Annotated in this window: 14 protein-coding genes; 7 read left to right on the top strand and 7 right to left on the bottom strand. The window is 72.4% G+C overall.

From position 1 onward, the window contains the following. The first annotated feature begins 38 nt into the window (after positions 1-38). Positions 39-1094 carry a lipoate-protein ligase LplAB gene (gene lplAB, locus M4V62_RS09305; RefSeq protein ID WP_249586768.1) on the top strand — a complete coding sequence of 352 codons (1056 nt, stop codon included), beginning with the start codon at positions 39-41 and terminating at the stop codon, positions 1092-1094. Here lplAB and M4V62_RS09310 read toward each other — a convergent pair. From M4V62_RS09310 to M4V62_RS09320, 3 genes are all read right to left on the bottom strand, one after another. Next, complete coding sequence (locus M4V62_RS09310) at positions 1060-1785, bottom strand: DUF4232 domain-containing protein (RefSeq protein WP_249586769.1); 726 nt, start codon at positions 1783-1785, stop codon at positions 1060-1062. The two genes, lplAB and M4V62_RS09310, sit on opposite strands and share 35 nt — an antisense overlap. 87 nt (positions 1786-1872) lie before the next feature. After that, the gene (locus M4V62_RS09315) at positions 1873-2541 is read right to left on the bottom strand and encodes a response regulator (protein WP_249586770.1); all 669 of its coding nucleotides are present in this window, start codon (positions 2539-2541) and stop codon (positions 1873-1875) included. Continuing rightward, a complete protein-coding gene (locus tag M4V62_RS09320) occupies positions 2538-3665 on the bottom strand; it encodes a sensor histidine kinase (protein WP_249592754.1) in 1128 nt (375 codons plus the stop codon). The genes M4V62_RS09315 and M4V62_RS09320 overlap by 4 nt, the downstream gene beginning before the upstream one ends. A gap of 340 nt (positions 3666-4005) precedes the next feature. On the opposite strand from M4V62_RS09320, the gene M4V62_RS09325 reads away from it, so the two are divergent. Both M4V62_RS09325 and M4V62_RS09330 read left to right on the top strand, forming a co-directional pair. Then, positions 4006-5043: a carboxymuconolactone decarboxylase family protein gene (locus tag M4V62_RS09325; protein WP_249586771.1), complete on the top strand. Its 1038-nt coding sequence runs from the start codon at positions 4006-4008 to the stop codon at positions 5041-5043. Further along, positions 5040-5915 carry a class I SAM-dependent methyltransferase gene (locus M4V62_RS09330; protein ID WP_249586772.1) on the top strand — a complete coding sequence of 292 codons (876 nt, stop codon included), beginning with the start codon at positions 5040-5042 and terminating at the stop codon, positions 5913-5915. The genes M4V62_RS09325 and M4V62_RS09330 overlap by 4 nt, the downstream gene beginning before the upstream one ends. Here the strand turns inward: M4V62_RS09330 and tatA are convergent. Continuing rightward, positions 5912-6085, bottom strand: a complete 174-nt coding sequence (tatA, locus tag M4V62_RS09335) for a Sec-independent protein translocase subunit TatA (RefSeq protein WP_249586773.1) — start codon at positions 6083-6085, stop codon at positions 5912-5914. The genes M4V62_RS09330 and tatA overlap by 4 nt on opposite strands. A 154-nt stretch (positions 6086-6239) precedes the next feature. Here tatA and M4V62_RS09340 point away from each other — a divergent pair, with 154 nt between their 5' ends. Next, on the top strand, positions 6240-7790 hold the full coding sequence (locus tag M4V62_RS09340) for an LCP family protein (RefSeq protein ID WP_249586774.1): 1551 nt from the start codon (positions 6240-6242) through the stop codon (positions 7788-7790). Here the strand turns inward: M4V62_RS09340 and M4V62_RS09345 are convergent. The 3 genes from M4V62_RS09345 to M4V62_RS09355 all read right to left on the bottom strand — a co-directional run bounded on the left by M4V62_RS09345 (position 7781) and on the right by M4V62_RS09355 (position 12627). Further along, positions 7781-10447: an HAD-IC family P-type ATPase gene (locus M4V62_RS09345; protein WP_249586775.1), complete on the bottom strand. Its 2667-nt coding sequence runs from the start codon at positions 10445-10447 to the stop codon at positions 7781-7783. The two genes, M4V62_RS09340 and M4V62_RS09345, sit on opposite strands and share 10 nt — an antisense overlap. A 133-nt stretch (positions 10448-10580) precedes the next feature. Beyond that, positions 10581-10982: an ArsR/SmtB family transcription factor gene (locus M4V62_RS09350; protein WP_249586776.1), complete on the bottom strand. Its 402-nt coding sequence runs from the start codon at positions 10980-10982 to the stop codon at positions 10581-10583. Between the two features lie 76 nt (positions 10983-11058). Then, a complete protein-coding gene (locus tag M4V62_RS09355; protein WP_249586777.1) occupies positions 11059-12627 on the bottom strand; it encodes an NCS1 family nucleobase:cation symporter-1 in 1569 nt (522 codons plus the stop codon). A 477-nt stretch (positions 12628-13104) separates the two neighbouring features. On the opposite strand from M4V62_RS09355, the gene M4V62_RS09360 reads away from it, so the two are divergent. The 3 genes from M4V62_RS09360 (at position 13105) to M4V62_RS09370 (ending at position 17295) form a co-directional block, all read left to right on the top strand. Continuing rightward, positions 13105-15036 carry an NAD-binding protein gene (locus tag M4V62_RS09360; RefSeq protein ID WP_249592755.1) on the top strand — a complete coding sequence of 644 codons (1932 nt, stop codon included), beginning with the start codon at positions 13105-13107 and terminating at the stop codon, positions 15034-15036. Positions 15037-15229: 193 nt separating this feature from the next. After that, positions 15230-15745: a hypothetical protein gene (locus M4V62_RS09365; RefSeq protein ID WP_249586778.1), complete on the top strand. Its 516-nt coding sequence runs from the start codon at positions 15230-15232 to the stop codon at positions 15743-15745. A 125-nt stretch (positions 15746-15870) separates the two neighbouring features. Further along, positions 15871-17295, top strand: a complete 1425-nt coding sequence (locus M4V62_RS09370; protein WP_249586779.1) for a flotillin family protein — start codon at positions 15871-15873, stop codon at positions 17293-17295. Positions 17296-17326 lie beyond the last annotated feature (31 nt).

The raw sequence follows: 17326 nt of genomic DNA on the forward strand, positions 1-17326 counted from the left end.
CCGGTGTCCGCGATTCGGCCAGGCCCGGAGGAAGCACAGTGCACGGTGAGTACAAGGTCCCCGGCGGCAAGCTCGTCGTCGTGGACCTGGAGGTCGAGGACGGCGCCCTGCGGCAGGTGCGGGTGGCGGGGGACTTCTTCCTCGAACCTGACGAGGCGTTCGACGCCCTGAGCCGCGCGCTGGAGGGCGCACCCGCCGACACCGACACGGCGGGTCTCGCCGCCCGCGTCGACGCCGCGCTCCCCGAGGGCACGGTGATGTACGGACTCACGTCGGAGGGCGTGGGCGTCGCGGTGCGCCGCGCCCTCGCGCACGCCACGGACTGGACCGACTACGACTGGCAGCTGATCCACGAGGCCCCGCAGTCCCCCGCCCTCCTGATGGCGCTGGACGAGGTGCTCACCGAGGAGGTCGCCGCCGGGCGCCGCCCGCCGACGCTGCGCGTGTGGGAGTGGGAGTCCCCGGCGGTCGTCATCGGCAGCTTCCAGTCGCTGCGCAACGAAGTGGACCAGGAGGGCGCCGCGCGCCACGGAGTCCAGGTGGTGCGCCGGATCAGTGGCGGCGGCGCCATGTTCTGCGAGCCGGGCAACGCCATCACGTACTCGCTCTCGGTCCCGGACTCCCTCGTGCAGGGCCTGTCCTTCGCCGACAGCTACGCCTATCTGGACGACTGGGTGCTCGACGCCCTCGGCGACATGGGCATCAAGGCGTGGTACCAACCCCTCAACGACATCGCCACCGACGCCGGCAAGGTCGCGGGCGCCGCCCAGAAGCGCGTCGCCGGCGGGCACGGCGCCGTACTGCACCACGTGACCATGTCGTACGACATCGACGCGGAGAAGATGGTCGAGGTGCTCCGCATCGGCCGCGAGAAGCTCTCGGACAAGGGCACGCGGAGCGCGAAGAAGCGCGTGGACCCGCTGCGCCGCCAGACGGGCCTCCCGCGCGAGACCGTGATCGAGCGGATGCTCGACTCCTTCCGCGGGCGGTACGGCCTGACGGTCGGCAAGGCCACGGACGAGGAGATGGCCAGGGCGCGGGAACTGGCCCGGACGAAGTTCAGCTCACCGGAGTGGACGGCACGGGTGCCGTAGGCCTTGACGGGCTCGCGTCGTCGGCGGGCTCCCTCTGCCAGGCGGTCGTGCCGATGCGGCCGGTGTTGCCGAGGTCGATCCGGCCCTCCGGCGTCACGGTCCCGGGGCGGGTGCCAGGCGCCGGGGTGACCTTGAGATAGGTGCCGCTGACGGCGGTCGTGGTCGTGTCGGTGACGGTGTTGCGCCAGACGAGGACGGTGTAGGCCTCCTCGCCCCGTTTGAGCGAGACGAGGTGGTCCGGGCCGGGGTCGTCGTCCCTCGTCATGATGGGGTCGGTACCTTCGAGGATCTGTACGTCGAGGGGCTCGCGGTGCTCGTCGAGGACCCGCAGCTTCGGATAGCCCTTCAGGCGGTAGGTGTCCTTGCCGCAGTTGGTCACGGTCACGCTCATCGCGCGCAGGCCCATGGCGGGGTTGACCATGCCCGCCTCGATGCGGACACCGGACGCGGGACAGGAGGGCGACGCCCCGTCGGGCACCTGCGGCGGCCCCGTCTCGACGGGAATCCCGGTCGGCGAGTCAGGACCGGCCGAGGCCGACAATCCGTCCCCCGCGCTGGTCCGACCGTCCTGAGCCGACCCCGTACGCCCGGGATCCGCCTCCCGCTCCAACTCCTCCGAGAGCCCGCACCCGGTGGCGAGCAGGAACACGGCCGAGAGGACAGCGACATGTCTGAACGCTATGACGGTCACGCGGAGATCATGCCATGGCCACAGTTTCCCCCCATCTACCTTCCCCTTCATATCGACGCCCCGACGACGCCCCGAGTCCATGGGCGCCTAGGGAGTTGCGTTCCGTGCCGCGACGAGCCCCGACTCATAGGCGAACACGACCAGTTGGGCCCGGTCGCGCGCACCGAGCTTCGTCATCGCCCGGCTCACATGCGTCTTCGCCGTGAACGGGCTGATCACCATGTGCTCGGCGATCTCCTCGTTCGTCAGCCCGCGCGCTGCCAGCGCGGTGACCTCCCGCTCCCGGCGCGTGAGGGTCTCCAGGCCCGGCGCGGTGGCCCGGTCCGGTGGCCGCGAGACGAACTCGCCGATCAGCCTGCTGGTCACGGAGGGCGAGAGCAGGGAGTCCCCGCGCGCGACGATCTCGATGCCGTGCAGCAGGTCGGCGGGCTCCGTGTCCTTGAGCAGAAACCCACTGGCACCGGCCCTCAGTGCGTCGAAGACGTACTCGTCGAGGCCGTAATTGGTGAGGATCACGACGCGTACGCCTCCGAGGCGGGGGTCGGCGGCGATCCGACGTGTCGCCTCGATCCCGGTCATCACCGGCATCTGTACGTCTATGAGCGCGACGTCCGGCAGGCACTCCCGCACGAGAGCGACCCCGCGCTCCCCGTCGGCGGCCTCCCCCACCACCTCGATGCCGTCCTCGGCTTCGAGCAGCGCACGGAACCCGGCCCGCATCAATGCCTGGTCGTCGATCAGCACCACCCGGATCACATCCCCTCCCCCGGTCGCCCGGCGGCCACCCTGACCTCCGCGGACGATCCTTCCTGCCGCCCGGCGGTCACACCGGATACCAATACCCCGTCCCCCAGCGGCAGTTCCGCCCGCACCAGGAATCCCCCCTCGACCCGCGGCCCCGCCCGCAACGTCCCGCCCAGGGAAGCGACCCGCTCCCGCATCCCCGTGAGCCCGGTCCCCTCCACCGGTGGCCGCCCCGCGTCGGCGACCCCGTCGTCCTCCACTCGCACCCCCAGCACCCGCTCCCCGTAGTCGAGTCCGACCGTCACCTTGGCCAAGCCGCCCGCATGGCGGGCCGCGTTGGTGAGGCCTTCCTGCACGATCCGGTACGCGGCCCGCTCCAGGTCGCCGGCCAGGGTCCGCTCCCGGCCCAGCACCGTCAGCTCCACGGCGAGCCCCGCCGCCCGCGCGCGCTCGACGAGCAGCGCCGGGCTCCCCGTCGGCTCGTCCGTGCGCAACACCGTGAGCGTGGAGCGCAGTTCACGCATCGCCTCACCGCTCGCCTCCTGGATGGCGAGCAGCGCGGGCGGTATGTCCTCGCCCCGCTTGCGGGCGAGGTGGACGGCCACCCCCGCCTGGAGCTTGACGATCGAGATGCTGTGCGTCAGCGAGTCGTGCAGTTCGCGCGCGATCCGCAGCCGCTCCTCGCCCGCCCTGCGCAGCGCCGCCTCCTCGCGGGTCCGCTCGGCCTCCAGGGCCCGCTGCTCGGTCTGACGCAGATACGCCTGCCAGTTCTTGTCGGCGAGGCCCGTGACCAGGGCGCACAGGAACCAGCCGGCCAGCAGCAGCGTCCGCTGCACGACGTCGTCCGACGCCTCCCCCGCGACCGCGAAGCCCGCGAGGAACACCCCGGCGGCGACGGCGGCGAGGCCTCTGTGAGACGCGCGCGCTGCCGTGTGCACGGCCGCCACCACCGGGATCGCCGCGACACTGCTCGCGCCCGCGTACAACACCTCGCCGAGCAGACACGCCGTGGTGAGCGCGAGCACTCCGCGCGGCGCCGCCCGATGCGCGGAGAGGGCGAGCGAACCGATGCCGATCAGGGCGTAGTCGAGGAGCCCCGCGCCGCCGTCCCCCAGTCCCGCCGCGACCGCGACCATCACCCCCACCACGACCGCGAGCACGGCGTCACCGACCCACGCCTGCCGCACCTGATTCCGCACCCGGTCGCGCACGTTCACCTGCGCCGCCGCGCCTGCCACCCTGTCCGCCGCCATCTCCGCCCCCGCGTCCTCGCATCCCCGTGTCCCTCGCACCGGCGCATCCCCCGCCGTGTTCAGAACGATAGAGCCCGCCGCTGACAATCGCGTCACCCCAGCAGACCGCTCCCGCACTACTCCCCGTGTAGTAGCCCCAGCCCCGTCCGGCCCCGGCGATGTACCCCCAACTGCCTTCCGCCGGACGACGACCCGAGGCACCCGGCGCCCCGACCATCGGGGCATGGCAACCTTTCGATACACCGATCCCGTACTCCCGAAATCCGCGACCGGCAGGACCGCCGAGGCGTACGCGCAGATGGCCGAGGACTTCGGCATCGCGGAGCCGGCGCCGCTCGTCGCGCTCTCGCCCGCGCCCGAACTGTTCACCGCCACCTGGGCGTTGCTCCGCGAGTCGCTGCTGGTCGGCGGCGACGACGCCTTCGGCAGCGGGGGCACCACGCGCACCGGCCGGGAGCTGGTCGCACTGGGCGTCTCGCTCGCCAACCGCTGCCCGTTCTGCGTGAGCGCGCACACGGTCATGCTGCACGCCACCGGCGACCACCGCGTCGCCGAGCGGGTGCTGCGCGGCGAGCAGCCCGAGGACCCGGCGCAGGCGCGGCTGCTCGCCTGGGCTCAGGCGACCCGGACGCCGCAGGCGCCTGAGCTCGTCTCGCCGCCGTTCCCGCAGGCGCACGCCCCGGCCCACATCGGCACCGCGCTCTCCTTCCACTTCATCAACCGCGTCGCGTCGTCGCTGATCACCGAGGCCATGCTGCCGTGCAACGCGCAGCGCTTCCGGGCGGTGCGCTCGCTCGGCGGCCGCACTCTCCAGAAGACGGTGCGCCGCACCTTCGCCCCCGGCGACTCCCTGGCCCTGCTCGACGACCCTCAGCCCGGCCCCACCTGGGCCGCAGGCACGCCCATCGGTTCCGCGTACGCTGCGCTCCGCGCCGCGGCGACGATGGGCGCGGGCCTGCTCGACGAAGCGGACCAGGACCTCGTGCAGGCGGCGGTGGCGGCGTGGGACGGCGCGCATCCGCCGCTGTCCTGGGACGCCCTGCCCGACCGTGCGTCCCGCCCGGGAGCACGCCTCGCGCTGCTCGCCGCGCTCGCGCCGTACCGCATCACCGACGAGGACGTGGCGGCCTGGAAGAAGCCCCCGTTCAGCGACCACTGCCTCGTGCACCTGCTCGCGTACGGCGCGTTCACGGCGGTCGACCGCATCGAGAGCGCCCTCGCGGCACACCACTCGGCCCGCTTCACCAAGGAGACGTCATGACCACAGCGACGACACCGACCCCCAACTCCCGCCAGGCGCAAGCGTGGAACGGCTCGGTGGGCACGCACTGGGCCACGCACCACGACCGGTACGACACGATGCTGTCCGGCGTGAACGACGCCCTCTTCGAAGCCGCGGCCATCGGCGCCGGCGACCGCGTCCTGGACATCGGCTGCGGTGCGGGCATCACCACGCGCATCGCGGCCCGCCGCGCCGCGCACGGCCATGCGGTGGGCGTCGACATCTCGGCGCCGCTCCTCGACCGCGCCCGTGCGAGCACGGCATCCGAGGGCATCACGAACGCGGCGTACGAACAGGCGGATGCCCAGACCCACGCGTTCCCCACAGCTGGGTACGACGTCGCGATCAGCCGTGGCGGGGTGATGTTCTTCGCCGACCACACCGCCGCGTTCACGAACATCGCCCGTGCGCTGCGCCCCGGCGGGCGGCTGGTGTTCGTCTGTCCGCAGCCCGTCGACCAGGACACCGAGGAGTCCCGCACGCTCGGCCTCTTCGCCGAACTCCTCGCGCGGGAGGACGGCCCCGAGGAGAGCCCGGGGCACATATCGCCCGAGGCCGCGGCCGACGCCACCGCCGCCCGCACCGCAATGGCCTCGTTCTCGGAACCGGCCCGCATCCATGAGGCGCTCACCGCCTATGAGGACGTGACGGTGACGCCCGTGCCGGTGGAGACGGTATGGGGCCAGACCTCGGCGGACGCCGTCGACTTCATCCTGTCGCGCACACCGGGCCGGACGGTGACCGCCGCGACGCGGGCAGCGCTGGAGGAGGCCTTCCGTCCGTACGCGACCGAGTTCGGCATACGGATGCGGGCGGGGGTGTGGCTGGTGACGGCGGTGCGTCCGGCCTAGCCCTTCCCCCGCTCCCCGTCCTCCTGCATCGCCCTGGTCTCGCTCTTCAGGATCCGCAGGGACTTGCCCACCGCGCGCGCCGTGTCCGGCAGCTTCTTCGAGCCGAACAGCACGATGACCACGATCGCCACGATGAGCAGATGCCAGGGTTCCAGTCCGTTTCGGAGCATCGTCGCCCGCCCTTCTCCACAGATGTCTCGGCTGTCACTCAGCCGTCGGTTGCCTCAGAAAAGATTGCTACATTGCGCAACTGTACAACCATTGGGCGGGCCGGAAGGTCCCTCTCCATGAGGCGGAACGACTCGGACGGATAGGGCGGCACCCATGACAACCAGCCACCGTGCAGCTGTACGCGGCCGTCGGCGCAAGCGCGGCCGTGTGCGGCTCACGCTCGGCGTCGTCCTGTCACTCCTGGCCCTCGTGACGGCCAGCGCCGGGTGGGCGTACTTCCGCCTGAACGGCAACATCGACACCTTCGCGGCGGACGGCGTCTCCGGAGACCGGCCCGACGCCGACGCATCCAAGGGCGAGAACGTCCTGGTGATCGGCTCGGACGCACGCACAGCGGGGAACAGCACGCTCGGCGGCGGCGACAAGAGCGACATAGGCCGCTCCGACACCGCCTTCCTGCTGCACGTGTACGCCGACCACCGGCACGCCGTCGCCGTCTCCATCCCCCGCGACACCCTCGTGGACCTCCCGCCCTGCAAGCTGCCGGACGGCAGCTGGACCAGGACCCGGCAGCACACCATGTTCAACGCCGCGTACTCCGTGGGCCAGACCGCCAAGGGCAACCCCGCCTGCACCCAGAACACCGTCGAGCACCTCACCGGCCTGCGCGTCGATCACACCGTCGTCGTCGACTTCAAGGGGTTCGCGGAGCTGACGGACGTGGTGGGCGGAGTGCGGGTGTGCCTGCCGCAGGACGTCTACCAACGCGACCTCAACCCCCACCGCACCACCCGGGGTACGCGTCTCTTCGCCAAGGGCGAGCAGGAGGTGGCGGGCCAGAAGGCCCTGGATTACGTACGCATCCGGCACGGCATCGGCGACGGCTCCGACATAGGCCGCATCAAACGCCAACAGGCGTTCGTCGCAAGCCTGTTGAAGAAGGTCAAGAGCGACGGCCTGACCCCCACCAAGTTGCTGCCGCTCGCGGACGCCGCGACGAAGTCCATGACCGTCGACCCAGGACTCGGCTCCGCCGACAAGCTGATCTCGTTCGCGATGTCCCTGAAGGACATCGACCTGAGCAACACCAAGTTCGTCACCATCCCCTGGCGGTACGAGGGTTCGCGCGTCGCCGTCGTCCAGCCGGACGCCGACGCGCTCTGGGCATCGCTCAAGGACGACCGCACGCTGGACGGGGCGGACGCCGGCGGCAAGAACGGCGAGAGGGTCGAGAAGGGAGAGAAGGGTGAGGAGGGTGAGAAGGGCAAGCGGGAGGCCGGCGGTGCGAAGTCCGCCGCGCCCGTCTCCGGAGGCGGCGCCGCCGTGGCCGTCGAGAACGGCACGACCCTCACCGGCCTCGCCGCCCGCGCGGCGAAGACCCTCACCGAGCACGACTTCACGGTCACCGGCACCGCGACCGCCGCAGCCCAGGACCACGCCACCACGGTGATCGCCCACGGCCCCGGCGAACGGAGCCGCGCGAAGTCCCTCGCCCGCCTGTTCCCGGGCGCGGAACTCAAGGCGGCGGCCACGCCCGGCATCACCGTCACCCTCGGCCAGTCGTACGCGAACGCCCCCTCGGCCACGCCGTCCGACGAGCCGGAACCCGTCCCCAGCAAGGTCCCCACCAGGGTCCCGCCCAAGGTCGCCGACGACGCCCGCTCGGCCGACGACAACCCCTGCTCCGACCTCTCCTACGGCTGAACGTCCCACCGCCGCCGGAGCACGCCCAGCGCCACCGCGTAGAGACCGAGCACCACCGCGAGCAGCAGGTAGTACAGGCCCGGCAGAGCCGTCATCCCCAGGAGCGGCCCCAGCGGGGAGAACGGAAGGAGCAGTCCGACGGCGGCCAGCGCGGCCACCGACCAGCCCACCGGGCCGGGCGTCCTGCCCTCGGCCCTGCGGCGGCCAGTCCGCAGGAGCAGCATCACCAGGGCCTGGGTCAGCAGGTTCTCGGTGAACCACCCGGAGTGGAACACCGCCTGGTCGTCCACGGCACCAGGGCCGTGCAGGGCGAGCGCGAGGACGAGGAAGGTGGCGAGGTCGGCGAGGGCGTTGAGGGCGCCGAAGCCGGTGATGAAACGCAGGAAGGCGCGGGGCCGCAGCACGGTGGGGCGGCGGAGCACCGCCGGATGCGGCCGCTCGTAGGCGAAGGCGAGCTGCGCGGCGTCGAAGCACAGGTTCTGCACGAGGACCTGCGCCGGGAGCATCGGCAGGAACGGCAGCAGGAGCCCCGCGGAGAGCATCGCGATGACGTTGCCGAGGTTCGAGGAGAGTGTGACGCGCAGATACGTGGCGATGTTGCCGCTGCTGTGGCGTCCCGCGAGGACGGCCTGGTCGATCGCGGTGAGGTCCTTGTCGGCGAGCACCACGTCGGCGCTCTCGCGTACGACGTCCACGGCGGCCCGCGGGGCGATCCCCACGTCGGCGGCCCGCAGCGCGGGCAGGTCGTTGACCCCGTCGCCGAGAAATCCGGTGGTGTGCCCGCAGGACCGCAGCGCCGCGGTGATGCGGGCCTTGTGCTCGGGGGTGCAGCGGGCGAAGACGGTGGTGCGCCGTGCGGTCTCGGCGAGTTCGGCGTCGGTGAGGGTGTCGAGGCGGTTGGCGGTCAGGACCTGGCCGGAGCCGATCCCCAGCTCCCGGCAAGCCCGCGCCGCCGTCCCCGGATGGTCGCCGGTGAGGATCTTGACCGTGATGCCGCTCGCCGCGAGGTCGCGCAGGGCGGTGGCCGCGGTCGGGGCGAGCGCGTCCCGCAGGGTGAGGAAGCCGCGGAAGGTCAGACCGCGTTCGTCGGCCGGGGTGTAGGCGCGGGTGCGGGCGGGCCGCTCCGCGGTGGCGACGGCGAGGACCCGCAGGCCGCTGTCCGCCTCGTCGGCGGCGACGGCCAGCAGCCTCGCGCGTTCGCCGTCCCCCAGCGCACAGCGTTGCAGTACGTCCTCGGCGGCGCCCTTGACCACGAGCGTGTGGGTGCCGAGGCTGCCGGGGCGGCGTACGACGGCGGTGGCGATGCGGCGTACGGAATCGAAGGGCAGCGCCGCCACCCCGTCGTACCGCAGGGCTTCGTCCTCGTCCACGGCGTCGAGGACCGCGTCGTCGAGCGGGTCGGGGGCGGGCAGCTCGGCGAGCTGGAGCGTCCACCAGGAGTTGACCGCGGCCCAGTGCAGCGCTTCGGGCGCCGCGCCCCCGTCGGCGCCCAGGGCGCGGTCGAGCACCGGCCGGTCCTCGGTGAGCGTGCCGGTCTTGTCCAGGCACAGCACGTCGACGGCGCCTAGGTCGTGCAGCGCGGGCAGCCGTTTGACGATCACCCCGTGCGTACGGGCCAGGAGCGAGGCCCCGCGCGCCAGGCAGGTGGTGACGATGACCGGCAGCATCTCCGGCGTCAGGCCGACCGCCACGGCGACCGCGAACGGCAGGGTCTCGAGGCCGCGCCCGCGCAGGGCGGCGTTGGCCATCAGGACGAGCGGCGGGGTCAGCAGCATGAACCGGATGAGGACCCATGAGATGCCGTGCACGGAGCGATCGAAGGCACTCGGCCCGCGCCACCCCGGAAGCCCGCGCTGCCCCGCCGGCCCGCGCTGCTCCGACTGCCCGCGCCTCCCCACCAGCCCGCGCCCCGCCGGCCCGCGCTGCTCCGACTGCCCGCGCCTCCCCACCAGCCCGCGCTGCCCCGCCAGCCCGCGCTGCCCCGCCAGCCCCCGCCTCTCCGCGAAGCCGAGGCCGTGCGCCGCGGCGAACCGGGTCCGCTCCCCCGTCGCGACGACCACCGCGGTGCCACTGCCCGAGGCGACGCTGCTGCCCTGGAAGCAGAGATGAGGCTGCTCGAAGGCGCCTTCGGGGCGTCGCGGGTCCGGCACATCGGCGGCAGCCTTGGGCACCGGCGCCGACTCCCCCGTCAGTGCGGCCTGGCGCACACCGAGTCCGCTCGCGCACAGCAGCCGTACGTCGGCGGGGACGAGGTCACCAGGGCCGAGCCGCACCACGTCGCCAGGCACCAGCTCCTCGACCGGGATCTCCCGCTCCTGGGGGTCCCCGTCCCGTTCCGCGCGGCGCAGCACGGTCGCGGTGGTGGCCACCAGTGCCCGGAGCGCGGCCATGGACCGGTCGGCCCGGTGCTCACCGGACGTCCGCAGCACCCCGCTGACGACGACCAGGCACAGGATCACGCAGGCTGTGCCCCACGACGCGACGGTGGCCGACACCAGGCCGAGGCAGAGCAGCACCGCCGTGAACGGATCCCGCAGGCTGCGGCCGAAGAGCCGAGCCCAAGACACCGCACGCCGGTCGGGAAGGGTGTTCTCGCCGAACCGGGCGACGCGCCGCTCGGCCTCCTCGTCCGTCAGGCCGCGCGGGCCACTGTCCACACGGCGCAGCACTTCGAGCGAGGTGAGCCCACTGGCTGCGGCCTCTGGCCCGAAGGGGTCCGGCCCGAAGGTTTCCGGACCGAAGGATTCAGGCGCGGAGGATTCAGGCGCGGAGATCTCAGGAACCAAGGTCTCAGGCGCCGAGGCCGCGGAGCCGTCGCCCGGGAGCCTCCGCAGCGCGGTCGGAGCGAACGGCACGGTCGGCTCGGTCGGAGCGGTCGGCTCGGTCGGACAGCTGTCCGACCATCAGCCGCACCACGGTCACCACGTCCGCGTCGTCGACGAAGTAGACCTGGCGTCGGCCCTCGCGCCGGGCCCGCACGAGTCCGGCAAGCTTCAGCTTCGTCAGATGCTGGCTGACCGCGGGCAGCGCACCGCCGACCCGCTCGGCGAGGCCCGTCACGTCGCTCTCGCCCTGCGCGAGCGCCCACACGATGTGCAGCCGCGCGGAGGAGGCGAGCAGGCCGAAGGCCGCGGCCGCCTCGGCGAGAACCTCGGCCGGCGGATCGTCGAAGCCGGTGCCGCCTGTCGCCACGGTCGTCCTCCTCCGCCCTCCGCGCCCGGACTCGCGCGCACGAACGTCTCGTACGCAAGGGTCGCGAAGGCCCAGTCTAGGCCGCCGGCCGGTCTCCCCCGGAGCCCGCGCGCCTGCCCACCGCCATCAGCCCGACGTAGACGACCAGCGCCGATGCGAGCCCGATCGCCCATCCGTAGTCGGCGAGCGGTTTCAGGACCGGGATCAGGCCGTCCTCGGGGAACGGCCCCTTCCCGGGCGCCGAGTGCGAACCGCCCACGGCGAGCACGCCGCCGACCGCGAAGGCCGCGACGGCGCGCAGGTTCCATCCGCCGGTGTACCAATAGCGTCCTTCGGGGCGGTACAGATCGGCGAGGTCGAGGACCGTCCGCCGCACCACCCAGTAGTCGGCGATCAGGATTCCGGCGACCGTCCCGAGCAGTCCGCCCACGACGCCGAGCCAGACGAAGATGTAGAGCTCGGGCGTCTCGATCAGCTTCCACGGGAAGATGACCACGCCCACGACACCGGTGATCAGCGCGCCCGTACGGAAGTTGATGAACTTCGGGGCGAGGTTCGCGAGGTCGTACGCGGGTGAGACGACGTTCGCCGCGATGTTCACGGAGACCGTGGCGACCAGGACCGTCACCAGGGCGTAGAGGAGCCCGAAGACGTTGTCGGCCTTGGCGGCCAGGTCGACGGGCTCCCAGATCGGCTCGCCGTACACCGCCTGCGAGCCGGAGGTCACGAGGACGGACAGGAGCGCGAACGCGGTCATGGTGGTCGGCAGGCCGAGCGTCTGCCCCCACACCTGCGCCCGCTGCCCCTTCCCGAACCGGGTGAAGTCGGGGATGTTCAGGGACAGCGTGGACCAGAAGCCGATCATGCCCATCAGCGCGGGGAAGAACACCGGCCAGAAGTCGGCGCCCCAGCCCAGCGTGGAAGGCTGGTCGAGCAGCGGGCCGAAGCCGCCCGCCTTGTCGGCGATCCACACGAGCAGCACGACGGCCCCGACGAGCACGAAGGGCGCCGCCCAGTTCTCGAAGCGGCGCAGCGCCTCCATCCCCCGGTGGATGATGGCCAGTTGGAGGATCCAGAAGAGCACGAAGCAGAGCCACAGCGGCCATGGGTGGCCGCCGATGCGTGACTCGTCGCTCCATGCGCCGTCGAAGACCTGATTGAGCAGGACGTAGATCCCCTGGCCGCCGATCCAGGTCTGGATGCCGAACCAGCCGCAGGCCACGGCGGCCCGGATCAGGGCGGGCAGGTTCGCGCCGCGCAGGCCGAAGGACGCGCGGGCCAGGACGGGGAACGGGATGCCGTACTTCGGGCCCGCGTGTCCCGTCAGGAGCATGGGGAGGAGCACGATCACGTTGGCCGCCGCGATGGTGAAGACGGCCTGGCGCCAGTCCATGCCGAGCGCGACCAGGCCCGAAGCGAGCGTCCAGGACGGGATGTTGTGGGCCATGCCGACCCACAGCGCGGCGAAGTTGTAGGTGCCCCAGTGGCGTTCGGCGAGGGGGATGGGCTTGAGGTCGTCGTTGGCGAAGCGGCTGTGCTCCGGAAAGGCGCCGGGGAGCAGTTCGACGCGGCCGTCGTCGGCGACGGTCTGGGATGTCGCGCCGGGCTCCGCGGCGGCCGGCCCCGTGGGGACGGTGCCGCTCACGAGGCGGTCGGATCTGTCTGCGGCACACGTCCGAAATCCATGCCCAGGCTCCTTACTCGGGTCAACGCGGGTCATCGCGGGTCAACTCAGGTCAGGTACTGGTGTGGGGGCTGGCGTGGGGGCTGGTGTGAGGGCTGATGCCGGCGAGTGCTGGAGAGTCGTTCAGAGCCCGTCCTCCGCCAGTTTCCCCGACCGGCGGCGACGGCAATCCTGCTCCGGGTGAGCCATATCGCGCCAGCCGCGTACCCCAACTACCTTGTCCCTCATGATCAATCGTGGTTGGGCGCCGCCGTCGGGAGTCGCCGTCGGTACCACCCTCGTCATCGGCGTCGGCGCCGATGACGGCATCGGGGAGGACGAGTCGTGAGCCACGGGAATCCGCAGCCCGTCCGCCACTCCGCGGACACGGACACGGACACGGACGACGAGGCCGCGCTTCCTCGCCAGACGCGGCAACCGCCGCAGGGCGGCGGCCACATGGTCGTGTGCGGTGACGACGCACTCGCCGAACGCCTCGCCGCCGAGCTGCGCTCGGTGTACCGCGAGCAAGTGACGGTCGTCGTCCCCTCCGCGCCGCCGGTCGACGGCCCGCGGTCAGGACCGGCCCGGCGGGCGCGGGCCGTCGCCTTCCTGGGCCGGATGCAGGCCGTCATGGCGCGCGCGGCCGGTACGCCGGGCGGCAACGGGGACGGGGTGCCGCGGCCCGAGGTGCCTCGCGTCCTGGAGGCACCGGAGCCCGACGAGGCGGCCCTCGTCGAGGCGTGCGTCCACGAGGCTGCCGCGCTTGCGCTGGTGTACGACGACGACGAGACCAACATCCACGCGGCGCTCGTCGCCCGCCGTCTCAACCCCCGCCTGCGGATCGTGATCCGCCTCTACAACCGCAAGCTGGGCCAGCACTTGGAGGAGCTGCTCGACCAGGCCGCCGCGGTCGCGTCCCCCGGCCTTGATCCGGCGGAGGTGATCGCCTCCACCACTGTCCTGTCCGACGCCGACACCGCGGCTCCCGCCCTGGCCGCCACCGCGGTCGCCGGTACCAGCAAGGTGGTCCAGGCCGACGGCCTCCTCCTGCGCGCCGTGGAGCGGGACCCGCCGGGCCGCGGGCAGGTCGCCGACCCCGGCCTCTGCACGCTCGCCCTGCTCTCGTCGACCACCAACGACCCCGCGGGCGCGGAGGGTTCGGACGACGGCGGCCAGGACGGACCGCTGCTGCTGCCCGACGACCGCACCGTCACGTCCGCCACCGGCAGGGGCACCGTGGTCCTCAAAGCCGTCTCGCACGCCGGGCCCGACCGGCCACCCGGCCGCCTCACCGGCCGCGGGCTTCCGCTCGGCTCACTCTTCTCGCCCCGGCTGCGCTGGTCGGTGGCCGGGCTCATGGCCTGTGTCCTCGGCCTCGCGGTGGCGAACTGGCTGACCAGCGACGCCCACCCCCTGCACGCCGCGTATCTGACCCTGCTCGACCTGTTCGCCATCGACGACCCCGCGCTCGGCGAGTCCACCGCACGTCAGATCCTTCAACTCCTGTCCGGACTCGCCGGGTTGCTCCTCCTGCCGGTGCTGCTCGCCGCCGTCCTCGAGGCGCTGGGCACGTTCCGCACCGCCTCCTCCCTGCGCCGTCCGCCACGCGGTCTCTCCGGCCACGTGGTCCTGCTCGGCCTCGGCAAGATCGGCACCCGCGTCCTGGCCCGCCTCCGCGAACTCGGCATCCCCGTCGTGTGCGTGGAGGAGGATCCCGAGGCGCGCGGCATCCCGCTCGCCCGCCGGCTGCGCGTCCCCACGGTCGTCGGCGACGTCACGGACGAGGGCGTGCTGGAAGCCGCCAAGATCCACCGCGCGCACGCACTGCTCGCCCTCACCAGCGTCGACACCACGAACCTCGAAGCGGCCCTGTACGCCCGCTCGGTCAAGCCCAACGTGCGCGTGGCCCTCCGCCTCTACGACGACACGTTCGCCACCGCCGTCTACCGCACCCTGCGCGCCGCCCACCCGCAGGCCCTCACGCGCAGCCGCAGCGTCTCCACCCTCGCCGCCCCCGCGTTCGCGGGAGCCATGATGGGGCGGCAGATCCTGGGCGCGATCCCCGTCGAGCGCCGGGTCCTGCTGTTCGCCGCCCTCGACGTCGCCGGGCACCGCCAGCTGGAGGGGCGGACGATCGCCGAGTCGTTCCGGCCCGGGGTCTGGCGGGTCATCGCCCTGGATTCCGCCGCGCCGGACGAGCGGCTGCCGGATCTGACGGCCTCCCGGTCGGACGACGGCAGCGACCAGCCGACGGGCCTCGTCTGGGACCTCCACCCGGGGTACGTCCTGCGCCCCCAGGACCGCGTCGTCCTGGCCGCGACCCGCCAGGGCCTGGCGGAACTCCTCGGCCGACGCACCCAGGCCCGGACGGGCCCTGCCGACGCGTAGACCGGCAGAAGAGCAGAAGGGCAGAGGGGCATAGAGGTAGAGGGGCATAGGGACAGAGGAACAGAGGGGCGGAACAGCAGACCGGCATGAAAGAGCTCCAATGATTGCCGGATCACGGCAATGTGCCCCATCTGCCCGGCATGCGACGATCCCCACCGCACCGAGACATCCGGCAAGTTGGGGAGGTGCTCCGGTGACTGTCTTTCTGGGTCTTGGCATCGCGGGAATCGCGCTGCTGGTCCTCTGCCTCGTCTTCGACGGGGTGCTTGAAGGGCTCTTCGACGGCGTGGGAGTGTTCGACGGGCTCTTCGAAGGGGTGCTGTCCCTTCCCGTGGTCGCCGGATTCGCGTCCATGCTCGGCTTCGGCGGCGCGATCGTGCTCGGCACGACCGGGCTCGGCGCCGGCGGCGCCACCGCCGTCGGAGCGGCCGCCGGCGCGGGAGCGGGCTGGCTGACGTGGAAGTTCAGCCGCGCCCTGATGCGGGATCAGACCGCGGCCACGCCACGGGGCGACGATCTCGTGGGCACCGCGGGGGCCGTGGTCACCGCGATCCCGGTCGGCGGCTACGGCGAGGTGCTGCTCCAACTGGCCGGTCAGCCGGTGAAGTTCGCCGCCAAGAGCGCCGTGGCCATCACCCGCGGCACGGAGATCTGGGTGGAGGCGGCACTGTCGCCGACCTCGGTCGCGGTCCGCCCCGTGCGGCGCTGACCACCGCACCGGCCTCCTTCACGCCCACGTACAACCACGCCCGCGACAACCACGCCCGCGTACAACCACGCCTGCGTACAACATCACCGATCTGCCGCCCTCGGGGAGGCAGGGGGGAATTCACCATGAGTCCAGTCCTGGCCGCCGTCATCGGAGTCGTCGTACTCCTCGTACTGCTCGCCCTCGTCGTCGTGACCCGCTACAAGGTCGCCGGGCCCAGCGAGGCCTTCATCGTGACCGGGCGGCGCGGCAAGAAGTCCACCGACCCCGACACGGGCCGGATCTTCACCGACAACAGCGGCCAGAAGGTCGTGGTGGGCGGCGGCGTGTTCGTCGTGCCGTTCGTCCAGCAGAAGTTCACGCTCGACCTCTCCTCGCGGCACATCCCGATCGCGGTGCGCGGCGCGGTCACGCTGCGCGGCGTGAAGGCCAACCTGGAGGGCGTCGCGATCGTCAAGGTCGGCGGCACCGAGGACTCCATACGCGCCGCGGCCCAGCGGTTCCTCGCCCAGCAGGGCGGCATCGTCGGCTTCACCCAGGAAGTGCTCTCCGGCGCACTGCGCTCCATCGTGGGCCGGATGTCGGTGGAGGACATCATCCGCGACCGTGCCGCCTTCGCCGGGCAGGTCGCCGAGGAGGCCGAGGCCAGCCTGTCCGGGCAGGGCCTGGTGCTCGACGCCTTCCAGATCCAGGACATCACCACCGAGGGTTCCTACCTGGAGGACCTCGGCCGTCCCGAGGCCGCCCGAGCGAAGCAGGAGGCGGACATCGCCGAGGCCGTGGCCCGCCGCGCCGCCGAGCAGGCCAGGCTGAAGGCCGAGGAGGAGATCGCCGTCGCCCAGCGGACGTTCGCCCTCAAGCAGGCGGAGATCAAGGCCGAGACCGACGAGGCGTCCGCGCGCGCCGGGGCCGCGGGACCGCTCGCCGAGGCCGCCCGCCAGCAGGAGGTCCTCACCGAGCAGGAGAAGGTCGCCCAGCGGCAGGCCGCCCTGACCGACCGGGAGCTGGACACCAAGATCCGCAAGCCCGCGGACGCCGCCCGCTACCAGGCCGAGCAGGAGGCGGAGGCCCGCCGTGTCTCCCTGGTCAAGCAGGCCGAGGCCGACGCCGACCGGGCCCGTCTGACCGGTGAGGGCGAGAAGGCGCAGCGTGCCGCGCTCGCCGATGCCGTACGCCTGGAGGGCGAGGCCGAGGCCGCCGCGATCGGCGCCAAGGGAGCCGCGGAGGCGGAGGCCATGCGCAAGAAGGCCGACGCGTTCGCTCAGTACGGCGACGCGGCGGTGTTGCAGATGCTCGTCGAGGTGCTGCCCAGCGTGGTGGCCAAGGCGGCCGAGCCGCTCAGCGCGATCGACAAGATGACCGTGATCTCCACGGACGGTGCGAGCCAGCTGTCGCGCACGGTCGCCGACAACGTCGCCCAGGGCGTCGAACTCCTCAGCTCCACCACGGGAGTCGACGTCGCCGAACTCCTCAAGGGCATCACGGGCGGCAAGCCCCTGGCGGGCGCGGCTCCCACCAAGCTCAACGGCAAGATCGACGTCACCGACTGACCTCACGGGTCACAGGTCACGGCTCACAGGC

It is taken from the genome of Streptomyces durmitorensis (assembly GCF_023498005.1).
GTDB lineage: Bacteria > Actinomycetota > Actinomycetes > Streptomycetales > Streptomycetaceae > Streptomyces > Streptomyces durmitorensis.

Coding starts and splice junctions, on each gene's coding strand:
- tatA (WP_249586773.1), bottom strand. CDS start 6,085: ATGCTCCGAAACGGACTGGAACCCTGGCATCTGCTCATCGTGGCGATC.
- M4V62_RS09370 (WP_249586779.1), top strand. CDS start 15,871: ATGAGTCCAGTCCTGGCCGCCGTCATCGGAGTCGTCGTACTCCTCGTA.
- M4V62_RS09330 (WP_249586772.1), top strand. CDS start 5,040: ATGACCACAGCGACGACACCGACCCCCAACTCCCGCCAGGCGCAAGCG.
- M4V62_RS09320 (WP_249592754.1), bottom strand. CDS start 3,665: ATGGTCGCGGTCGCGGCGGGACTGGGGGACGGCGGCGCGGGGCTCCTC.
- M4V62_RS09325 (WP_249586771.1), top strand. CDS start 4,006: ATGGCAACCTTTCGATACACCGATCCCGTACTCCCGAAATCCGCGACC.
- M4V62_RS09360 (WP_249592755.1), top strand. CDS start 13,105: ATGGTCGTGTGCGGTGACGACGCACTCGCCGAACGCCTCGCCGCCGAG.
- M4V62_RS09340 (WP_249586774.1), top strand. CDS start 6,240: ATGACAACCAGCCACCGTGCAGCTGTACGCGGCCGTCGGCGCAAGCGC.